Origin of the sequence: Pseudomonas piscis (assembly GCF_009380155.1) — a bacterium.
In the GTDB taxonomy this organism is placed as follows: domain Bacteria; phylum Pseudomonadota; class Gammaproteobacteria; order Pseudomonadales; family Pseudomonadaceae; genus Aquipseudomonas; species Aquipseudomonas piscis.
In genome coordinates this window covers 29,474-49,043 of sequence record NZ_WHUV01000010.1, presented here as the reverse complement: position 1 = coordinate 49,043, position 19,570 = coordinate 29,474, and the positions used below count along the sequence as shown (strand labels likewise).

Annotated in this window: 15 protein-coding genes and 1 rRNA gene; 11 read left to right on the top strand and 5 right to left on the bottom strand. The window is 66.2% G+C overall.

Annotated features, from left to right (window positions below):
- Positions 1–75: ribosomal RNA gene (gene rrf / locus GDH07_RS33005) — 5S ribosomal RNA — on the top strand; the annotation flags it as partial.
- A gap of 99 nt (positions 76–174) precedes the next feature.
- On the opposite strand, the gene GDH07_RS31915 is transcribed toward rrf, so the two are convergent.
- Complete coding sequence (locus GDH07_RS31915; RefSeq protein ID WP_152899861.1) at positions 175–1,179, bottom strand: alcohol dehydrogenase catalytic domain-containing protein; 1,005 nt, start codon at positions 1,177–1,179, stop codon at positions 175–177.
- Between the two features lie 285 nt (positions 1,180–1,464).
- Between GDH07_RS31915 and mrdA the strand changes: the two genes are divergently transcribed.
- Positions 1,465–3,357, top strand: a complete 1,893-nt coding sequence (gene mrdA / locus GDH07_RS31910; RefSeq protein WP_152899860.1) for a penicillin-binding protein 2 — start codon at positions 1,465–1,467, stop codon at positions 3,355–3,357.
- A gap of 1 nt (position 3,358) precedes the next feature.
- On the opposite strand, the gene GDH07_RS31905 is transcribed toward mrdA, so the two are convergent.
- The gene (locus GDH07_RS31905; RefSeq protein WP_085600592.1) at positions 3,359–4,345 is read right to left on the bottom strand and encodes a LysR family transcriptional regulator; all 987 of its coding nucleotides are present in this window, start codon (positions 4,343–4,345) and stop codon (positions 3,359–3,361) included.
- A 206-nt stretch (positions 4,346–4,551) separates the two neighbouring features.
- Here GDH07_RS31905 and GDH07_RS31900 point away from each other — a divergent pair, with 206 nt between their 5' ends.
- Genes GDH07_RS31900 through GDH07_RS31890 form a run of 3 tightly spaced genes read left to right on the top strand, consistent with a single transcriptional unit; the run spans position 4,552 to position 7,531 of the window.
- Complete coding sequence (locus GDH07_RS31900; RefSeq protein ID WP_152899859.1) at positions 4,552–5,853, top strand: MFS transporter; 1,302 nt, start codon at positions 4,552–4,554, stop codon at positions 5,851–5,853.
- Positions 5,850–6,605, top strand: coding sequence for a class II aldolase/adducin family protein (locus GDH07_RS31895; RefSeq protein WP_053138829.1), 756 nt, complete (start codon positions 5,850–5,852; stop codon positions 6,603–6,605). Before GDH07_RS31900 ends, GDH07_RS31895 begins: the two co-directional genes overlap by 4 nt.
- Positions 6,602–7,531: a 2-hydroxyacid dehydrogenase gene (locus GDH07_RS31890; protein ID WP_152899857.1), complete on the top strand. Its 930-nt coding sequence runs from the start codon at positions 6,602–6,604 to the stop codon at positions 7,529–7,531. The genes GDH07_RS31895 and GDH07_RS31890 overlap by 4 nt, the downstream gene beginning before the upstream one ends.
- Here GDH07_RS31890 and GDH07_RS31885 read toward each other — a convergent pair.
- Complete coding sequence (locus GDH07_RS31885) at positions 7,525–8,460, bottom strand: LysR family transcriptional regulator (protein ID WP_152899856.1); 936 nt, start codon at positions 8,458–8,460, stop codon at positions 7,525–7,527. The genes GDH07_RS31890 and GDH07_RS31885 overlap by 7 nt on opposite strands.
- A 180-nt stretch (positions 8,461–8,640) precedes the next feature.
- Here GDH07_RS31885 and GDH07_RS31880 point away from each other — a divergent pair, with 180 nt between their 5' ends.
- The 3 genes from GDH07_RS31880 to GDH07_RS31870 are packed head-to-tail and all read left to right on the top strand — an operon-like array spanning position 8,641 to position 12,236.
- The gene (locus GDH07_RS31880; RefSeq protein ID WP_053138820.1) at positions 8,641–9,951 is read left to right on the top strand and encodes an MFS transporter; all 1,311 of its coding nucleotides are present in this window, start codon (positions 8,641–8,643) and stop codon (positions 9,949–9,951) included.
- Between the two features lie 19 nt (positions 9,952–9,970).
- The gene (locus GDH07_RS31875; RefSeq protein WP_152899855.1) at positions 9,971–11,200 is read left to right on the top strand and encodes a Zn-dependent hydrolase; all 1,230 of its coding nucleotides are present in this window, start codon (positions 9,971–9,973) and stop codon (positions 11,198–11,200) included.
- 10 nt (positions 11,201–11,210) lie between these two features.
- Entirely contained in the window at positions 11,211–12,236 is a 1,026-nt protein-coding gene (locus tag GDH07_RS31870; RefSeq protein ID WP_152899854.1) for a histone deacetylase family protein, read from the top strand.
- A gap of 157 nt (positions 12,237–12,393) precedes the next feature.
- Here GDH07_RS31870 and GDH07_RS31865 read toward each other — a convergent pair whose 3' ends face one another.
- Together GDH07_RS31865 and GDH07_RS31860 are read right to left on the bottom strand one after the other, a co-directional pair.
- Positions 12,394–14,331, bottom strand: coding sequence for an amidohydrolase (locus GDH07_RS31865; RefSeq protein WP_152899853.1), 1,938 nt, complete (start codon positions 14,329–14,331; stop codon positions 12,394–12,396).
- A gap of 217 nt (positions 14,332–14,548) precedes the next feature.
- Positions 14,549–15,127 carry a DUF4337 domain-containing protein gene (locus GDH07_RS31860; protein ID WP_152899852.1) on the bottom strand — a complete coding sequence of 193 codons (579 nt, stop codon included), beginning with the start codon at positions 15,125–15,127 and terminating at the stop codon, positions 14,549–14,551.
- A 250-nt stretch (positions 15,128–15,377) separates the two neighbouring features.
- Here GDH07_RS31860 and GDH07_RS31855 point away from each other — a divergent pair, with 250 nt between their 5' ends.
- Genes GDH07_RS31855 through GDH07_RS31845 form a run of 3 tightly spaced genes read left to right on the top strand, consistent with a single transcriptional unit; the run spans position 15,378 to position 19,568 of the window.
- Complete coding sequence (locus GDH07_RS31855) at positions 15,378–16,880, top strand: efflux transporter outer membrane subunit (protein ID WP_152899851.1); 1,503 nt, start codon at positions 15,378–15,380, stop codon at positions 16,878–16,880.
- A complete protein-coding gene (locus tag GDH07_RS31850; protein ID WP_152899850.1) occupies positions 16,877–17,989 on the top strand; it encodes an HlyD family secretion protein in 1,113 nt (370 codons plus the stop codon). The genes GDH07_RS31855 and GDH07_RS31850 overlap by 4 nt, the downstream gene beginning before the upstream one ends.
- Entirely contained in the window at positions 17,982–19,568 is a 1,587-nt protein-coding gene (locus GDH07_RS31845) for a DHA2 family efflux MFS transporter permease subunit (RefSeq protein WP_152899849.1), read from the top strand. The genes GDH07_RS31850 and GDH07_RS31845 overlap by 8 nt, the downstream gene beginning before the upstream one ends.
- Positions 19,569–19,570 lie beyond the last annotated feature (2 nt).

The window sequence follows — 19,570 nt, the reverse complement described above, 5'->3', positions numbered from 1 at the left end:
GAACTCAGCAGTGAAACGATGCATCGCCGATGGTAGTGTGGGGTTTCCCCATGTGAGAGTAGGTCATCGTCAAGATTAAATTCCGAAACCCCAATTGCGAAAGCAGTTGGGGTTTTGTCTTTGCGCGAGCGAAATCCTGGCAAGCGGCCCGGCACTTGCCGGGCCTGACCTGGCTCAGGCAAACACTTGCCCGGGCTGCAGGCGAGCGATCCACTTGCCGTGCTGCTCCGCATCCCTGAGCGCCTCGAGCTTTGCCGGCAGTTCGTTGAAGTCGAAAGGCAACAGGGCAGAGCCCTTGAGCTGACCTTGTGCAACCTGCTGCAGCAAATAGGCACCCTGTTGCTGGTAGCGTTGCCAGTCGGCTTCGACGCCGTGTGCATGAAGACTGTTCAACGCCACTTCATGCAGGGAAATGGCTGTGCTGAATGCTGGCAACGGCGCCGTCTCCTGGCGATCCTGGATACACACCAAGTGCCCGTTGTAGCCCAGCAACTCGGCCAGGTTCGCCGCTTGTCTGCCGCTGACCGTATCGAAAATAGCCGAAAGCCGCCGGCTACCCAGGCGGGCTTGCAATTCAGTCCGCCACTCTGGCCGGTGGTAGTCGAAGACTCCAACCACACCTTGCTCCAGCAGTCGTTCATGATGCTTGGCTGAAGCCGTGGCCCAGACCCGCATCCCCCTTTTTACCGCCATCTGCGCCAGCAACGAGCCCACGGCACCGCCGGCACCCACCACCAGCACATCCCCCACGCCCGCCTGGGGCAGCTTGTCCAAAGCTTGCAGGGCCGTCAGACCGGGGCATGGCAAGGCCGCCGCCACAGCGTCGTCCAGCTCATCGGGCAGGACGAGGGCGGCCCTGGCATCGATCAGGCTGTATTCGGCGAAACTACCGTCAGCGCTCAACCCCTGGTGATAAGCCACCCGGGTTCCTGGTCGGATGCTCGCATCAGAGCCTGCTGCCGCCACTACTCCGACACCATCCACGCCCGGCACATGGCCGTCCCGCCAGTCGTCGTGGCCCCATTCGATCATTTTCCAATCCACCGGATTCAACGCGATCACGCTATTGGCGATCAGCAGTTGATTGGCCGACGGTTGCGGCAGGGCTTTACGGATCGATCGCAGGCCAGGCAGGCCGGCTCCCCGGGTCCAGCCCCAGGCCACATATTCGCTTGGCATCTTCACTCTCCATCAGGTTTCAAGACGCTCTTGCGCCAGCCAGGTCGACCGGCCAAGAGCATCTTGCAGTCTCCCCAGTGAGTAATGCGGGAAAAACCCAAGAATCGGAACAACACCCTTGATCACAGGTCAATAATGCCCTCCGGCCAGCACCATTGATCAGCCGTGGGGGAAATCCCGGCAAAGTCGGCGGCCGGTTTTTGGTATGGTGCAGCTCTTTTTTACGGACCCGATTTCACCCGCACGGACCAGCGTCGACCTCTATTTCACCGAGAAGCTGTAGCAATGCCCGAAGCGATTCCGATCAAGGACCACGAGAAAGAAACCCGCCTGGTCAACAAGCGGCTGCTGGCCTGCGCCGTGCTGGTAGCGGCCATCACCTGTGCGCTGGTGGGGCGTATGTATTTCCTCCAGGTGGTGGAGTTCGACTACCACTCCACCGTTTCGCAGAACAACCGTGTCCACGTGTTGCCCATCACCCCGACCCGTGGGGTGATCTATGACCGCAATGGCGTGGTCCTGGCGGACAACCGCCCCAGCTTCAACCTGACCATCACCCGTGAGCGCGCCACCGATCTCAAGGGCGAACTGGATACCGTGGCCGAGCTCCTGCACTTGCCGCCGGAAGAGCGGGCGCTGTTCGACAAGGCCATGAAGCAGGCCCGCCATCCTTTCGTGCCCGTCACCCTGTTCTACCAGCTCACTGAGGAGCAGATCGCCGTATTGGCGGTGAACGAATACCGCTTGCCGGGCATGGATGTCGAAGCCCAGTTCGTCCGGCATTACCCCCTGGGGATGCACTTCGCCCACTCCATCGGTTATGTCGGGCGGATCAACGAGAAAGAAGCCAAGACCCTGGACTCGGTGGAGTACCGCGGTACCCAATCCATCGGCAAGACCGGTATCGAGAAGTTCTACGAATCCGAACTGCACGGCCATGTCGGTTACGAAGAGGTGGAGACCAACGCCCAGGGGCGGGTCATGCGCGTGCTCAAGCACACCGATCCGGTCCCCGGGAAGAACATCGTCCTGAGCCTGGACGTGAAGCTCCAGGAGGCTGCCGAGCAAGCCCTGGGCGACCGCCGCGGCTCGGTGGTGGCCCTTGACCCGTCCACCGGCGAAGTGCTGGCCATGGTCAGCAACCCCAGCTTCGACCCCAACCTGTTCGTTACCGGCATCAGTTTCAAGGAATATGCCGCCCTGCATGATTCCATCGACCGGCCGCTGTTCAACCGCGCGTTGCGCGGCCTCTATGCGCCGGGCTCGACCATCAAGCCGGAAGTGGCCATCGCCGGCCTGGATACCGGCGTGGTCACCCCCTCCAGCCGCGTCTTCGATCCGGGCTACTACCAGTTGCCGGACTACGACCACAAATACCGCAACTGGAACCGCAGCGGCGACGGCTGGGTGGACATGGACGCGGCGATCATGCGTTCCAACGACACCTACTTCTACGACCTCGCCCACAAGCTGGGTATCGACCGCCTGCACGACTACATGGCCATGTTCGGCCTCGGGGAGAAGGTCTCCCTGGACATGTTCGAGGAAGCCCCGGGACTGATGCCGTCCCAGGCCTGGAAGCGCGCCACCCGCCGCCAGGCGTGGTTCCCGGGAGAAACGCTGATCCTCGGCATTGGCCAGGGCTACATGCAGGTCACGCCGCTGCAGCTGGCCCAGGCCACGGCACTGATCGCCAACAAGGGGGTATGGAACCGGCCGCACCTGGCCAAGACCGTCGATGGCGTGGCCCCGGTGGACCCGCATCCGATGCCCAACATCCTGTTGAAGGACCCGCGCGAGTGGGACCAGGTCAACCATGGCATGCAGATGGTCATGCACGATCCTCGCGGCATCGCCCGTGCCGCCGCCGCTGGGGCCCAGTACCGGATCGCGGGCAAGAGTGGTACCGCCCAGGTGGTGGCGATCAAGCAGGGCGAGCGCTATGACCGCCTCAAGACCCGTGAGCGCAACCGCGATAATGCCCTGTTCGTCGGCTTCGCCCCGGCCGAGCATCCGCAGATCGTGATCTCGGTGATGATCGAGAACGGCGAGGCCGGTGGCCGGGTCGCCGGCCCCGTGGTGCGGCAGATCATGGACGCCTGGCTACTGGACCAGAACGGCCACCTCAAGCCGCAGTACGCCGCACCGGCCAAGGCTCCTGGCGATCCCCACGTCTGAGTCAGCGCAGCACCAGGCTGTCCGGCACCTGCTCGTGGATACTGAGCATGTGCTGGATGCTCTGGAGAAACAGCGCCTCGGCCTGGCTCATCTTCTGCTCACGGTTCCACAGCAGCTGGATATCGAAATCCACCACCCCATCCTCCGGCGGCAGTGGCCACAGCAAGCCCTGTTCGACGTCCCGGCGCACCAGGTGGATCGGCAGGCAGCCAATGCCGAAGCCGGCGCAGATCAGCCGATGAATTTCCTCGAAACTGGTGGAAGAGGCGACGATCTTGCCGGTAAAGCCCTGCTGGTCGCGAAACAGCGTCAGGGGTGACAGATTGCCTCCCAGCTGGTCGCTGGTGAAGCTGACGAAGTTCTCCGTGGCCAGCTGTTGCAGGCTCAGGTTGGCCTGGCCGAACAGCCGATGGCGTGGGCCGCAGAAGTAGGCGTAGCGCTCCCGGAACAGCACTCGCTGCTCCAGCCTGGGCTGCGGCAGCCGGCACAGGCCCACCCCCAGGGTCGCGGTCTTTTGCAGCAGCGAACTGATGATGTCCGGACTGCCCAGCACCTCCACCTCCAGCTCGATCTTCGGATGCGCGGCATGAAAGTCAGCGAGGAACTCATCGTAATGCCGGGCCTTCACCCCACTGACGGTGAGAATGCGGATCTTGCCCACCACGTCGTCCTGACGGCTTTGCACCACGGTGCCCAGGCGCGAGATGTCGCCATAGATATCGGTGGCGATGCGCAGCACTTCCTCGCCGGTCTCGGTGAGTTCGAAGCGCCGTCCGCTACGGACGATCAGCAGGCAGTCCAGCTGCTCCTCGAGCCGCTTGAGGGCCTGGCTGACCGCCGACTGGGTGATGTGCAGGCGCGCGGCAGCGCGGCTCATGCTGCCTTCCTGGCCGATCACCAGGTAGGTGCGCAACAGGTTCCAGTCCAGGCGATCGTTGAGAAAACGCCGTCCGGCCCAGGAGCCGGTCACAGGATCGAGTGTCGACATGGGGCTCCTCTAAAAACGACCTGCCTCGCCTACGTTTTTAGAAGCGCCCATGGGGTGCCCTAGTAGTAGCAAGGCTAATAGTTAGGATAAGAATTCGAAAATTGACTAATCCTGGCACGACGGCGATAAAGCCCACAAGCGCCATAGAGCGCCGCCTGACTAAGCCTTCAGCACCTGCCCATAACTACAAATACACAGGTCCTTGCATGCACAGCACCCCTCAGCCGCGACGCGCCGCGGCAGCGGCCTTCATCGGCACCACCATCGAGTTCTACGACTTCTACATCTACGCCACGGCCGCGGCCCTGGTGCTGGGGCAGGTGTTCTTTCCCAGCAGCGACCCGGTGACCAGCACCCTGGCGGCGTTCGGCAGCTTTGCCGTGGGGTTCGTCGCCCGGCCCATGGCGGGCATGGTCTTCGGCCACCTGGGCGACCGCCTCGGGCGCAAGAAGATGCTCCTGGTGACCATGGCGCTGATGGGCCTGGCCACCACCGGCATCGGCCTGCTGCCCAGCTATGCCAGCGTTGGTATCTGGGCGCCCATCGGCCTGATCGTGTTGCGCTTGATCCAGGGCATTTCCGTCGGCGGCGAATGGGGTGGGGCGGTGCTGATGGCCAGCGAACACGCTCCGGCCCGGCGCAAGACCTTCTACGCCTCCTTCGCCCAATTGGGCAGCCCCGCCGGCCTGTTGCTGGCTTTGATCGCCTTTCGCCTGGTCACCAGCCTTGCCCCCGAGGACTTCCTCGCCTGGGGCTGGCGCCTGCCGTTCCTGGCCAGTGGCGTGCTGATGATGGTGGGCCTGATGATCCGTAGCGGGGTGCATGAATCGCCGGAGTTCGCCAAGGCCCGGGATAACCAGGAGACGGCGCGCTACCCGGTGCTGGAGGTGGTCCGCGACTGCTGGCGGCAGATCCTCCTGGCCTCGGCGGCGGTGACCATAGGTTCGGCCGGTTTCTTCTTCACCAACACCTTCATGATCACCTACGTCACCCAGTACCAGGGCATCCCCCGGGCCACCATCCTCGACTGCCTGTTCCTCGTCACCGTGATCCAGCTGCTGTCGCAACCGCTCTCGGCCCTGCTGGCCGAGCGCATCGGCGAAGGGCGCTTCCTGACCCTGGTGGCCCTGCTGTGCATGGTCACGCCGTACCCGATGTTCCTGCTGGTCGGTACCCAGAACATCCTCTTGATGACCCTCGGCATCGCCCTGGCGGTGGTGATCCTGTCGGCGCTGTACGCGGTGATCGCCGGCTACATGACCCAGGCGTTCCCGGTGCACCTGCGCTACTCAGGCATCTCCATCGCCTACCAACTCAGTTGCGCCCTGGCCGGCGGCACCACGCCGCTGCTGGGGACGCTGCTGGCCAGTAAGTTTTCCGGGCAATGGCTGCCCCTGGCGCTGTTCTTCAGCCTGCTGTCGGCGTTGTCGCTGATCGGCGTCTGTGGCTTGGCGCGCATGCGCGCCAAGCCGGTGGTCCAACCCGCTCCCCAAGAGGTGTATCCGTGAGCAAACCTGAACACATGAGTGCCGTCGAATGGCAAGCCCGTTGCGAACTGGCGGCGCTGTATCGCCTGGTGGCGCACTTTCGCATGACCGACCTGATCGACACCCACATCACCCTGCGCATCCCCGGGCCCGAGCACCACTTCCTGATCAACCGCTACGGGGTGATCTTCGACCGCATGCGTGCCAGCGACCTGGTACGCATCGACCAGGAGGGGCGCATCGTCGATCCCCACTACAGCGGACACCGGGTCAACGCCGCCGGCTTCGTCATCCACTCGGCGATCCACATGGCCCGTCCCGATCTCAACTGCGTGATCCATACCCACACCGCTGCCGGCATGGCAGTAGCGGCCCAGCAGCAGGGCCTGCTGCCCATCAGCCAGCACGCGCTGAAGTTCTACGGCAAGCTGGCCTACCACACCTATGAAGGCATCGCCCTGTCCCTGGACGAGCGCCAGCGCCTGATCGCCGACCTGGGCCCGCACAAGGCCATGATCCTGCGCAACCACGGCCTGCTGGTGGGCGGTGCCAGCGTGGCCCACGCCTTCCACGAGATCCACTTCCTGGAGCGCGCCTGCCAGGCCCAGGTACAGGCCCTGGCCGGTGGCTCGGTGCTCAACTACCCCTCGCCGCAGGTCTGTGTCCACACCGCCGAGCAGTTCGAGCGCGACGATGCCGACCACATCATCGAGCTGGCCTGGGACGCGGCCCTGACCCTGATCGAACACCAGCGCGAGTCCTACCTGTCATGAGCCCTGTGGTGCTGCTGTCCCGTGACCACCTGTTGCTGCAACAACTGCAGCAGGCCTTTGCCCGCAGTGCGCCGCAGGTGCAGGCATTGCTGGCAGGCGACCCCGGGGCTGCCGAGGCACGGCTGGCGGCCTGCTGGTTCCCGCCGCCGGGCAGCCTGCGAGCCTTGCCGGCATTGCAGTTGATCCATTCGGTGGCGGCCGGCATCGATCACCTGGAACACGATCCAGGCTGCCCGCCATTGCCGGTGTGCCGGGTGGTGGACCCCGGGCACCGCCAGGGCATGACCGAGTACGTGCGCTGGGCGGTGATCCACTACCACCGGGGCTTCGACAGGGTACTGCGGCAGCAGGCCGGGCACTGCTGGGAGCGGCCGCTGCAAGTGCCGGCGCAGGACTTCAAGGTCGGGGTCATGGGCCTGGGCTCCCTGGGCGCCGCCATCGCCCAGGACCTGGCTGGCGCGGGCTACCAGGTGCGCGGCTGGGCCCGCAGCGCCAAGCAGTTGCCCCAGGTGCGCTGCTTCGCCGGCGCCGAGGGGCGGGATGGCTTCCTCGACGGCCTGGACCTGCTGGTCAACCTGCTGCCCCTGACGCCCGAGACCCGGGGCATCCTCGGTCATGCCACCTTCGCCCGGCTGGCGCCCGGGGCGGCGCTGGTCAATTGCGGGCGTGGCGGGCACCTGCGGATCGACGACCTGCAACAGGCCCTGGCCAGCGGCCAACTGCGCGGCGCCTTGCTGGATGTTTTCGACCAGGAGCCGCTGCCGGCGGAGCATCGGCTGTGGAGCCTGCCCGGGGTCACCGTCACCCCGCACATGGCCTCGGCCGCCTCCCACGATTGCATTGCCCGGCAAGTGGCGGAGAACCTGCGCCGCCTGGAGGCGGGCGAACCGCTGCTGAACCTGGCCGACCGCCGCCTGGGCTACTGAGCGTCCAGGCACGCCTGCAAGCGTTCGAGGAACAACGCCTCGGCGCGGCTCAGGCGCTGCTCGCGGTTCCACAGCAGGTGGATGTCGACATCGGCGATGCCCTCGTGGGGCGGTAGCCGCCACAGCAGCCCGCTGTCGACATCGGCCGCCACCACATGCTCCGGCAGGCAGCCGATGCCGAACCCGGCGATCACCAGGCGGCGCACTTCTTCCAGGCTGGGGGAGGAGGCGACGATACGTCCGCTGAAGCCCTGCTGGTCGCGGAAGATGGTCAACGGCGAGAGCATGCCGCCGATCTGGTCGCTGGTGAAACTGACGAAGTTCTCCCGTTGCAGGTCGCCCTCGGCCACATCCGCGCGGCCGAACAGCGGGTGGTGCTTGCCACAGAAGAACGCATAGCGCTGGCGCAGGAACAAGCGTTGCTCCAGGCGCGGCTGCGGCCGGCGGTTGAGGCTCAGGCCCAGGGTCGCGGTCTTTTCCTGCAGGGCGCTGACGATGTCCGAACTGCGCATCACGTCCACCTCCAGGTCGACCCGTGGGTGCTGGCGATGAAAGTCCGCCAGGAACTGGTCGAAGCGCTCGTTGCAGATGCGGCTGATGATCAACAGCCGGACCTTGCCGATCACCTCGTCGGCAGGCTGCTCCAGCACGCTGCTGACCTGGGACACCTGGCCGTAGATCTCGCCGGCCAGGGCGAAGATCTGCTCGCCGACTTCGGTCAGGGCGAAGCGCGGGCCACGGCGGGCGATCAACTGCCGGCCCAGTTGTTCCTCCAGGCGCTTGAGGGCCTGGCTCACCGCGGGCTGGGTCAGGTGCAGGCGCGCCGCCGCACGGCTGATGCTCAGTTCCTGGCCGATCACCCGGAAGGTGCGCAGCAGATTCCAGTCCAGGCGGTCGTTGAGCAAGCGGCGGGCATCGTGGTCGGACATGGCGAAGGCTCTGGGGCGGGCGAGGGCTTGATAATAAGCCAGGATAATAATCGAGATAACCAATAGAAAATTGACTGATTATCCCCGGCCGCGGATAAATCCACTCCACAACGGCGCCCACAGAAGGCGCCTGCGCTGCACCGTCCTCCTGCCAGAACAACAATCAAGGGAGCCTGATCCATGTCCTCCGCCTCGCCTCAACCGCGCCGGGCCGCTGCCGCCGCGTTCATCGGCACCATGATCGAATGGTACGACTTCTACATCTACGCCACGGCCGCGGCGCTGGTATTCGGCGCCTTGTTCTTCCCCTCCAGCGACTCGCTGTTCAGCACCATGGCGGCCTTCGGCACCTTCGCCGTGGGCTTCTTCGCCCGGCCCCTGGGCGGCATCATCTTCGGCCATATCGGCGATCGCATCGGGCGCAAGAAGTCCCTGGTCATCACCTTGCTGATGATGGGCGTGGTCACCGTGTGCATCGGCCTGCTGCCGACCTACGCGCAGATCGGTGCCACGGCGCCGGTGCTGCTGATCCTGTTGCGCATCGTCCAGGGCATCGCCGTGGGTGGCGAGTGGGGCGGGGCGGTATTGATGGCCGGCGAGCATGCGCCCAAGGGCCGGCGCAACTTCTTCGCTTCCTTCGCCCAGCTGGGCAGCCCGGCCGGGTTGATCCTCTCGCTGCTGGCGTTCAGCGCCGTGACCCGCTTGCCCGAGGAGGCCCTGATGAGCTGGGGCTGGCGCCTGCCGTTCCTGGCCAGTGCGCTGTTGCTGGTGGTGGGCCTGGCGATTCGCCTGGGGGTCGAGGAGTCGCCGGAATTCCTCGCCAGCCGCGAGCGCGCCGCCAAGGTTGCCCGCCATGAGCAGGCGCCGGTACTGGAAGTGCTGCACAGCGCCTGGCGGCCGTTGCTGCTGTGCATCGGCGCCAACACCCTGGGAATCGCCGGGGTGTACTTCACCAACACCTTCATGATCGCCTACAGCACCCAGCAGCTGCAGATTCCCCGGTCGCTGATCCTCGAGTGCCTATTCGTGGTGGCGATCATCCAGTTCTGCATCCAGCCCCTGGCCGCCTGGGTTGCCGAGAAGATCGGCGCCACGCGTTTCCTGTGCCTGGTGGCGCTACTGGCCATGGCCTCGCCATACCCGATGTTCGTGCTGGTGAGTTCGGCCCAGGCGCCGCTGATGATCCTCGGCATCGCCCTGGCGGTGGTGTGCATGGCGTCCTTCTATGCGGTGATCGCCGGCTACGTCAGCGGCATGTTCGAAACCCGGGTGCGCTACACCGCGATCTCCCTGGCCTATCAGGTCTGCGGCGCTGTGGCCGGTGGCCTGACACCCTTGATCGGCACCTGGCTGGCCCATCGTTTTCTCGGCCAATGGTGGCCGATGGCGCTGTTCTACAGCCTGATCGCCGCTGTATCGCTGCTGTGCGTGCTAGCCCTGGCCCGCCGGCACGCCGCTGCCCATCGCCTGGAAATGGCATCCCACGCCTGACTGTCTGGAGAACCTGAAGATGTTGAAGATCAATGGCGAACGCCTGTGGGCGAGCCTGATGGCCATGGCCGAGATCGGCGCCACCGCCCGTGGCGGTAGCTGCCGCCTGGCCTTGAGCGAGGAAGACAAGGCCGGTCGCGAACTGTTCGCCCACTGGTGCCGCGAAGCCGGGCTGAGCCTGAGCGTCGATCCCATCGGCAACCTGTTCGCCAGGCGCCCCGGGACCGACCCGCAGGCTGCGCCGGTGATGATCGGCAGCCACCTGGACACCCAGCCCGAAGGCGGCCGTTTCGACGGGGTCTATGGGGTGCTGGCGGGGCTGGAAGTGCTGCGCAGCCTGAACGACCAGGGCATTGCCACCTGCAAGCCGCTGGAGCTGGCGGTCTGGACCAACGAAGAGGGCGCGCGCTTCACCCCGGCGATGTTCGGCTCGGCGGTGTTCACCGGGGCCATGGCCCTGGAAGAAGCGCTGGCGGTGCGCGATGCCGAGGGCATCAGTGTCGCCCAGGCTTTGCAGAACACCGGTTATGCCGGCCAGCGGCCCTTGGGCGGGGCGGTGGATGCCTACTTTGAAGCGCATATCGAGCAGGGACCGATCCTCGAAGACAACGCCAAGAGCATCGGTGTGGTCAGCGGTGGCCAGGCCATCCGCTGGCTCGACATCCAGGTCGAAGGCATGGCCGCCCACGCCGGAACCACGCCGATGCCATTGCGCAAGGACGCCCTGTATGGCGCGGCGCAGATGATCCTGGCGGTGGAGCGACTGGCCGCCGATTTCGCTCCCGAGGGCCTGACCACCGTGGGTGAGCTGAGCATCGCCAAATCCTCGCGCAACACCATTCCCGGCCTGCTGCAATTCACCGTCGACCTGCGCCATCACCAGGACCAGCAGATCGCCGCCATGGAGCAACAGGTCCAGCAGCGCCTGGAGGACATCGCCCGGCAACGGGGGCTCAAGGTACGTATCAGCCGTCGCTGGGTGAGCCCGGCCACGCCGTTCGACGCCGACTGCGTGGCAGCGGTGCAGGAGGCGGTGGATGGCCTGGGCTACCCTCAGCAGTCCATCGTCAGCGGCGCCGGCCATGATGCGATCCTGCTGGCGCGCTACTGCCCGACCGCCATGGTGTTCATTCCCTGTGTCGGCGGCCTGAGCCACAACGAAGCCGAAGATGTCTTGCCCGAGGACGTGCGCCAGGGCGCCGATGTCCTGCTTAACGCCGTGCTGGCCCGTGCCGGCCGGGTCGCCTGAGGAGCCTTGCATGCGCAGTTTTTTCCACCCCGAACAATTGCTTCACCATCCCCGGAGCTATTTCTCCCGGGGCCAGATGCGCACGCCCCAGGAAGTGCCCGAGCGGGCCCGGCGCCTGGTACAGGCGGTACACACCCTGGGTTTCGCCCTGGAGCAACCGCAGGATGCCGGCCTGCAACCCTTGCTAGCGGTGCATGGTGCGGCCTACCTGGAGTTCCTCGAACAGGCCCATCGGCGCTGGAAGGACATCCCCGAGGACTGGGGCGAGGAGGTCATGTCCAACATCTTCGTGCGTGAGCCCAATGCCCTGCGTGGTGTCCTGGCCCAGGCCGCGCGCTACCTGGCCGACGGCAGTTGCCCGGTGGGCGAATGGACCTGGCGCTCGGCCTACTGGTCGGCCCAGAGCGCCATCGCCGGGGCCAGGGCGCTGCTTGATGGCGAACCGGCGGCCTACGCCCTGTGCCGCCCGCCGGGGCACCATGCGCGGGCCGAGGCCGCCGGTGGCTTCTGCTACCTGAACAACGCGGCCATCGCCGCCCAGGTGCTGCGGGAGCGATACAGCCGGGTCGCGGTACTGGATACCGACATGCACCATGGCCAGGGTATCCAGGAAATCTTCTACGAGCGCAGCGACGTGCTGTATGTCTCGGTGCACGGCGACCCCACCAACTTCTACCCGGGCGTCGCCGGCTTTGCCGAGGAGCGTGGCAGTGGTGCAGGCCAGGGCTACAACCTCAACCTGCCCATGGCCCACGGTGCCAGCGAAGAGGATTTCCTCGCGCGGCTGGAGCAGGCCCTGGCCGCGGTACGGGCGTTCGATGCCCAGGTGCTGGTGCTGTCCCTGGGCTTCGACATCTTCGAGCTGGACCCGCAAAGCAAGGTGGCGGTGACCCGTGCCGGCTTCGCCAGCCTGGGCCAGCACATCCGCGGCCTGGGGCTGCCATGCCTGATCGTCCAGGAGGGCGGTTATCACCTGGAGAGCCTGGAAGACAACGCCCGGGCCTTCTTCGCTGACGCCGCGGCCTGGACCCGCTGACCGGATCAGGCGCTGGTTGTGTGTTTGCCAAGGGAGCGAGTGGAGGGCGCTCGCCCCTGGCAAGATCCTTTACCTTTGCCTGAGTGCTGCCATCCGCAACGGCCCGAGTGCCCCGCAACACCATCGCCGGTGCTGCGGGAGCGGGCTTGCCGGGGCGTCAGCTAGCGTTGCTGGAGTACACCCGCTGGCCGCCTTTCCAGGTCTCGTGCACCTTGATGTCGCGGATGCTGGTGGCCGGCACGTTTTTGTCCAGCGGGTCCTGCTCGAGGATCACGAAGTCGGCGAAGTTGCGCTCGGCCAGGGAGCCGGTCCAGGCTTCGGCATTGCACTGCCAGGCGGCATCGTAGGTGATGGCCTTCAGCGCTTGTTTACGCGTCAGGCACTCTTCGGGGTTGAGCACCGGCAATTGCTGTGGATCCCGTACATAGGCTGTTTGCCCAGGCAGGCGCAGGCCTTCCATCTTGCGTGTCACCGCCTGCTCCATCGAGCGCAGCGGGCCCAGCGGCGTGACCGTGCAATCGCTGTGCAGGGAGATCCGCAGGTCCTTGCCCAGGGCCATCTGGCACAGGTCGAGCATGGTGTCGGCGCGATTCTCGAAGATCGCCTGCTGGAAGGCGTAGCCCCAGTAACCGACATGCCCCACCAGGAAACTGGGCGACAGCCCCAGCTTGACCATGGTCTTGAGACGATCTTCGCTGAGCAGCGAGCAGTGTTCGATGCGGTGGCGCTTGTTCAGGCCCACACCCTGCTCGAAGGCTTTCTGGTAGGCCTGCAGGGTGAAGTCGATGGCCCGGTCGCCATTGGCGTGGATCATCAGCGGCCAGCCCTTGGCGGCGACGGCCTGGACCAGGTCCTGATAGGCGACGGGGAGGTCTTGCGGATCCTGCTCGCCCTCATCGCAGAAGTTGAAGTTGCCCTTGGGGCGGGTACCGGCATTGCAGCAGTAGTCGGCGGTCTGGTAACCGGTCAGCCCCTGGTTGGAACCGTCCGAGACCAGCTTCACCGAGCCCTGGTACATGCGCTTGGCCTGTTCGCGGGTGGCTGGCTGATAGGCCGGTAGCTGGCTGATGCTCTTGGCCGTGCCGTTGCAGGCAGCGGCGTAGCCGATGCGCAGGGTCCGCGGATGGTTGAGGAAATAGGCATCCAGCAGCAGCTTGGATATGGGGTCCATCATGGCGTCGTACAACAGGGTGATACCGCGCCGCGCGGCGGTGGCGAAGTAGTGGTCCAGGCGCTTGAAGATATTGAGCATCTCCAATTGCTGCTTGAGGGGAATGACCAGGATCGCCTTGAGCACATCCTGTTCCTGCACCGTGCCGTTAGTGACCGTGATCCCGGCCTTGGTGACCAGTTCGCTGGCGGCGCTGTTCAGGTAGGCGGTGTGCATCGAGGCGCTGACCAGTAGCATCGGGTGCAGCTTGTCGATGCTGTCCAGGTTGCCGACTTCTTCGTCGAAGCCGCAGCCCAGGGTGATGAGCTGGTTCTGGCCCCCGGGCACTACCTTGAACGGCATCAGCGCCGGATCGACCATGTGCCCGAGGATCCAGGTCGAATCGTCCTTGGGCAACCGGGCCTGGATGGTGGTCTTCAGCCAGTTCCAGTCATAGACGGGGCGCAGTCGCTGGTTCTGCCGCTCGTCGTGGTTGAAGGTTTGGCTGTCGGGGTCGGTATCCACGTCATTGACGATGGCGCCCAGGTTCAGCCAGCCATCCATGGCACAGCTCTGCACGATATGGGCGTGGGGTTCCACCAGGCCGGGGAGCAACGTCCTGCCGCCCAGGTCCTGGGTGGTGTAGGTGAGCTTCAAGTCCTGCATGCGCGTCTTGACCTCGGCCAGGGTGCCGACGGCCACCACGTCGCCGGCATGGATGCCCAGGGCATCGACCCGGTCGTCCATGTTGCCCTCGCGCAGGGGATAGATGGTGCCATTGGTGAAGACGATGGATGCGCCGTCCGGCTCTTGCAGCGGGCCATGGGCTTCGCGGGGCAGCCCGGCCATGTAGCGAGCCGGGTCGAGGCTGTGCTTCAGCGCTTCCCAGACCGGGTTGTGGCATCCGCACTGGATGTAGTCGTGATCATTTCCATTTGATCCCATGATGCGTTCCTCAAGGTTCTTGGTGGTTTGAGGGGAAAGGTCGATGAGCCAGGAGCACAGGCAGGTACGATCCGGCTCGCGCTGAGCGTAGCAGCCGTTCGCCGGGCGGGCTGGCCCATTGCCACGAGCGGCCCGGTCCTGCGCCGGCCCGTGGCGGGGTTGGTTGGGGGGCGGTTTGGCAAACGCAGGCAGCCCTCGAGGATTCCCTGGTGCGCGGCTAGATGTGCAGCCAGGCCAGCGAGCCCAGCAGCACGCTGGCGCCTGCGGTGCCATAGGCCAGGCGCGCCAGCCATTGCTTGCGGGTCAGCAGGGTGATGGCCGCCATCGAGATGGCGATCTGGATCGCCATCATTGCCTGGGCCCAGCGATGGTGCTGGTGCAAGGTGGCTTCGGACTGTTCATCCCAATCCTGGGCCTGGGCTTCCAGGGCCTCGGCCTTGAGGCGCACGGCTTCCTTTTCCTTCTGGTAGCGCTGGGCCTCGATGCTGTAGTGCTTGGCGTCGACCCCGGGGATGTGGGCTGCCAGTTCCGCGAGGTTCTGGCGGCTGGACTTGGCCTGGTAGTAGTTCCACTGGTTGGCCGCCTCGGTCTTTTTCATCGCCGCGTTGTTCTTGTCCATCGCCGCCAGGCTCTCGCTGGAGCCGGCCTGGTAGCTCAGCAAGGCACCGAGGGTGGCCATGATCGCCGTGGTGACGGCGATCTTGCTGGCGAAGCTGTCATTGCGGGCATGGGCCTGTTCGCTCAGGTGTTCCACATGCTTTTCGTGGGGGCTGGGCACTTCGAAGTCTTCGGTCATGGCGATCGATCGAAAGGAGAGGAGGGAGGAATGGCGAAGTGTATCCACGGCCCCGTGGAGCGGCTGCACTGGCGCATGTTCGTTCAGCCGGGCGACAGCCTTGGAGCAGCTTCGGGATACCAGTTCGATAGCGCAGCGCTGGACGAACGGTAGAGAATGACCATTTTGCGATAGTTAAAAGGAAGTTCTCGTTAGACGGTCGTCAGGGGCCTTCTTAAAGTTGGGTGCATCGAACCATCGAGTACCCCTCATGCCTATTCATCGTGGGCCCGTGCTGGCCCTGTGCGCCCTGCTGGGCGCCTGTAGCGTCGGCCCGCAACGGCCGCCGAACACCACCTTGCAGCTGCCCGCCACGCCAGCCGCGACCCCGGAGTCCGACGACCAATGGTGGCGGTTGTACCGGGACCCGGCGCTGAACGCCGCCGTGCAGGAAGCCCTGGGGCAGAACCGCGAGCTGCGGGTGGCGGCGGCCAACCTGCTGCAAGCCAAGGCCCTGCTGCGTGAAGCCGATAGCCTGGACCAGCCGCAGACCCGGTTGTCGGCCAACACTGGCTACGGCAGCACCGCGGATGACCAGTTGGAGGCGGCGCTGGGCGACAGCCGGCGAATCCGCACCGGAACCCGCTCCGGCATCGGCCTGGACGTGCAGTGGGAGATGGACCTGTTCGGACGCCTGCAAGGGCTGGAGCAGGCAGCCCGGGCCGATGCCGAAGCCGCCAGGGCCGCCGAGGATGGCCTGCGGGTGGTGGTGGCCGCCGAAACTACTCGCGCCTGGTTGCAAGCCTGCAGCTATGGCCAGCGCCTGGATGTGGCGCGCCAGTCCCTGGCACTGGTGGAGCAGGGGCGCGACCTGACCGCCGAACTGCATCGTTCCGGCGCCGCTCTGCCCCTGGACGTGGCCCGGGCCGAGGGCCTGGTGGGCCAGGTGCGCGCTGCCGTGCCGCCGTTGGAGGCCGGGCGCCAGCGGGCCCTGGCCGAGCTGGCGGTACTGCTGGGGCGCCTGCCGGGGGATGTGCCGGCCCAGGTGCAAGCCTGTCGCCAGGCGCCGGCGCTGATTGCCAGCCTGCCCGGTGGCGATGCCCTGGCCATGCTGCGCCGGCGCCCCGATGTGCGCCAGGCCGAGCGCCGGCTGGTGGCGGCCACGGCGCGTATCGGTGTGGCCCGGGCCGATCTCTATCCACGGATCAGCCTCGGCGCGGGGATCGCCAGTTCGGCCCATCATCCCAGCGGTTTCGACGAGCGCGACGCCTCGGTCTGGCGCCTGGGCCCGCTGCTGTCCTGGAGCTTTCCCAACTTCACCGCGGTGCGTGCCCGCATCGCCCAGGCCGATGCCCGGGAAAGCGCGGCACTGGCCGAGTTCGACCGCAGCATCCTCGGGGCTCTCAAGGAGCAGCGCCAGGCCCTGAACGACTACCAGGCCGCCGGCCAACGCCAGCAAGACCTGCAGCTGGCGGCCGAGCGCAACCAGGAAGCCCTGCGCCTGGCCGGCCTGGCCCGGGCTGCCGGGGCATCCAGCGCCTTGGACTACCTCGATGCCCAGCGCACCGACGTGGCCTCCCGGGCTGCCGCGGCGCGGGCCGATGCCCAATTGATCGACAGCCAGGTCCTGCTGTTCAAGGCCTTCGGTGGCGGTTGGCGCGAGGCCCCGCCGGTGATCCTGCCCAAGGTGGAGCCTGGGCGCCGCGCATTGTCCCCTCGCAGCTCTTCGTTGCGAGCTTCTTCCCTTCCAGCCACTGGCGAGTCCCCGCAATGACCGATACCGCTACCACTCCCGTTCCCGCTGTCCCCGGCCTGACCCGGCGCCGCCTGGCGTTGTATGCGGGGCTGACCCTGGGCCTGTTGTCGATCCTGGCCTGGAGCCTGTACTGGTGGTTCGACGGCCGGTTCCTGGTGGCGACCGACGATGCCTACCTGCGGGCCGATATCGTCACCATCGCGCCCCGGGTGGCCGGTTACCTGGCCAGCGTCGAGGTGCGTGACAATCAAGCGCTCGAGGCTGGCGACCTTTTGGCCCGGATCGACGACAGCGACTATTCGGCCCGGGTCGAGCAGGCCGAGGCGATGCTGCGCGAGGCCCGCGCCGAATGGCGCACCGGGCAAGCCCGGGTGGCCAACCTGCAGGCGCGCCAGCAACAACAGCAAAGCTTGATCGACGAGGCCCGGGCTCGGGTCGGCGCCGCCGAGGCCGAGGCCTTGCGCGCCGGCCAGGAAGGCCGCCGGCAACGGCACCTGGCCAGCCAGCAGGTCAGCAGCGTGCAGCAACTGGAAAGCGCCGATGCCCTGGCGCGCCAGGCCGATGCCGCGCTGGTCGCCGCCCGCGCCAACCTGGCCGCGCGACGCCAGCAGGTGGCGGTGCTCGATACCGAGCAGCAAAGTACCCGGGCCCAGCTGGACAAGCTCGAGGCCGGCGTCGCCCGCAGCGATGCCCAATTGCGCCTGGCCCGTATCGACCTGGCCCGTACCGAGCTGCGCAGCCCGGTGGCCGGGATTGCCGGGCAACGCAGCTTGCGCGCGGGGCAGTATGTGGAAGTCGGCGCGCCGCTGCTCGCGGTGGTGCCCCGGGAGGCCTACGTGGTGGCCAACTACAAGGAAACCCAGGTCCAGGGCATGCGTCCCGGGCAGGTGGCACGGGTCGAGGTCGACGCCCTGGGGGGCCAGGTGCTCACCGGGCGGGTGGACAGCTTCGCCCCGGCCTCCGGTGCGCAATTCGCCTTGCTGCCGCCGGACAACGCCACCGGCAACTTCACCAAGATCGTGCAGCGCATGCCGGTGCGCATCCACCTGGATCCCGGGCAGCCGCGCCAGGCCGAGCTGCGCCCGGGCATGTCGGTGGTGGTGACCGTGGATACCCGCCATGACTAGTGCCCAACGCGTGGCCGAGCCAGCGGCCGAGACAGCGCCAACGATCAGCCTGCGCACCTGGGTCGCGGTGCTGGGCAGCGTGGTCGGCTGCTTCATGGCCGGGATGAACGTGCACGTGACCAACGCGTCGCTGCCGGACGTGCGCGGCTCCCTGGGCGCCACCTTCGAGGAGGGCTCGTGGATCACCACGGCCTACCTGGTGGCCGAGATCATCATCATCCCCATGACCGGCTGGATGGTCTCGGTGTTTTCCATGCGCCGGGTGCTGATGGTCGGCACCGCCGGCTTCGTGCTGTTTTCCATCGCCTGTTCCCTGGCGCCGAACATCCACGCCCTGATCCTGGCGCGGGTGCTGCAAGGAGCCTTTGGCGGCGTACTGATTCCGTTGTCGTTCCAACTGATCGTCACCGAGCTGCCGACGGCCCGCCATCCCCTGGGCATGGCGCTGTTCGCGGTGGCCAACAACGTCGCCCAGGCGGCGGGCCCGTCCCTGGGCGGCTGGCTCACGGATGCTTATTCCTGGCGCTGGATCTTCTACCTGCAAGTGCCGCCGGGGTTGTTGCTGTTGGCGGCCATCGGCTGGTCGGTGCGCCCGCAGCCCATGGTCCTGGAGAAGCTGCGCCAGGGCGACTGGGGTGGTATCGCGAGCATGGCGGTGGGCCTGGCGGCCTTGCAGATCATGCTGGAGGAGGGCGGGCGCCATGACTGGCTGGCCTCGTCGTTCATCGTCAACTGCGCGCTGCTGGCCTGTGTCGGCCTGCTGGCCTTCACGGTCATCGAACTGCGTCGCCCACAGCCACTGATCAACCTGCGGCTGCTGGCCCGCTACAACTTCGGCATCGCCAGCCTGATGCAATTCACCTTCGGTGCGGTGGTGTTCGGCGTGGTGTTCCTGGTGCCCAACTACTTCGCCGAGATCCACGGCTACAACGCCCGGCAGATCGGCCTGATGATGATTCCCTACGGCCTGGTGCAGTTCGCCATGTCCTTCGCTACGCCGCACCTGATGCGCTGGACCAGCGCGCGGACCATCATCGTCGCCGGCTTCGCCATCACCGGCATCGGTTGCCTGATGAACATGCACCTGAACCCCGATGCCTCGGTCAACGTCATAGTGCCGTCGCTGGTGATCCGTGGCATCGGCCAGTCGCTGGTAGTGGTGGCGCTGGGGGTGATGGCCATCCAGGGTATGGAAAAGGACCAGGTGGGCTCGGCCTCGGGGCTGTTCTCCATGGTGCGCAACGTCGGTGGCGCCATCGGCATCGCCCTGTCCAGCCAGGTGGTGGTGGAGCGTGAGAAGTTCCATGGCCAGCGCATCGGCGAGTCGGTGAACCTGTTTGCCCAAGCCACCCAGGAGCGCCTGGTGGAGTGGGTGCGGATGCTCGCCCAGGCACCGCTGGACTACGCCAGCGCATTGCATTCGGCGGCGGCCGCGCCCCTGCGCCGACAGGCCCTGGAACTGATGAACCGGGTACTGCACCGCGACGCCTTGTTGCTGGCCTACAGCGATGCCTTCCTGCTGGCCGGGGCGGCGATGTTGCTGTGCGTACTGGCCGGATTGCTGCTGCGCCGGGCCTGAGC

Bases quoted from the DNA above. Each gene is read 5' to 3' on its own strand.
- GDH07_RS31915 (WP_152899861.1), bottom strand. From the start codon at position 1,179: ATGCCAAGCGAATATGTGGCCTGGGGCTGGACCCGGGGAGCCGGCCTG.
- mrdA (WP_152899860.1), top strand. From the start codon at position 1,465: ATGCCCGAAGCGATTCCGATCAAGGACCACGAGAAAGAAACCCGCCTG.
- GDH07_RS31905 (WP_085600592.1), bottom strand. From the start codon at position 4,345: ATGTCGACACTCGATCCTGTGACCGGCTCCTGGGCCGGACGGCGTTTT.
- GDH07_RS31900 (WP_152899859.1), top strand. From the start codon at position 4,552: ATGCACAGCACCCCTCAGCCGCGACGCGCCGCGGCAGCGGCCTTCATC.
- GDH07_RS31890 (WP_152899857.1), top strand. From the start codon at position 6,602: ATGAGCCCTGTGGTGCTGCTGTCCCGTGACCACCTGTTGCTGCAACAA.
- GDH07_RS31885 (WP_152899856.1), bottom strand. From the start codon at position 8,460: ATGTCCGACCACGATGCCCGCCGCTTGCTCAACGACCGCCTGGACTGG.
- GDH07_RS31880 (WP_053138820.1), top strand. From the start codon at position 8,641: ATGTCCTCCGCCTCGCCTCAACCGCGCCGGGCCGCTGCCGCCGCGTTC.
- GDH07_RS31875 (WP_152899855.1), top strand. From the start codon at position 9,971: ATGTTGAAGATCAATGGCGAACGCCTGTGGGCGAGCCTGATGGCCATG.
- GDH07_RS31870 (WP_152899854.1), top strand. From the start codon at position 11,211: ATGCGCAGTTTTTTCCACCCCGAACAATTGCTTCACCATCCCCGGAGC.
- GDH07_RS31865 (WP_152899853.1), bottom strand. From the start codon at position 14,331: ATGGGATCAAATGGAAATGATCACGACTACATCCAGTGCGGATGCCAC.
- GDH07_RS31860 (WP_152899852.1), bottom strand. From the start codon at position 15,127: ATGACCGAAGACTTCGAAGTGCCCAGCCCCCACGAAAAGCATGTGGAA.
- GDH07_RS31855 (WP_152899851.1), top strand. From the start codon at position 15,378: ATGCCTATTCATCGTGGGCCCGTGCTGGCCCTGTGCGCCCTGCTGGGC.
- GDH07_RS31850 (WP_152899850.1), top strand. From the start codon at position 16,877: ATGACCGATACCGCTACCACTCCCGTTCCCGCTGTCCCCGGCCTGACC.
- GDH07_RS31845 (WP_152899849.1), top strand. From the start codon at position 17,982: ATGACTAGTGCCCAACGCGTGGCCGAGCCAGCGGCCGAGACAGCGCCA.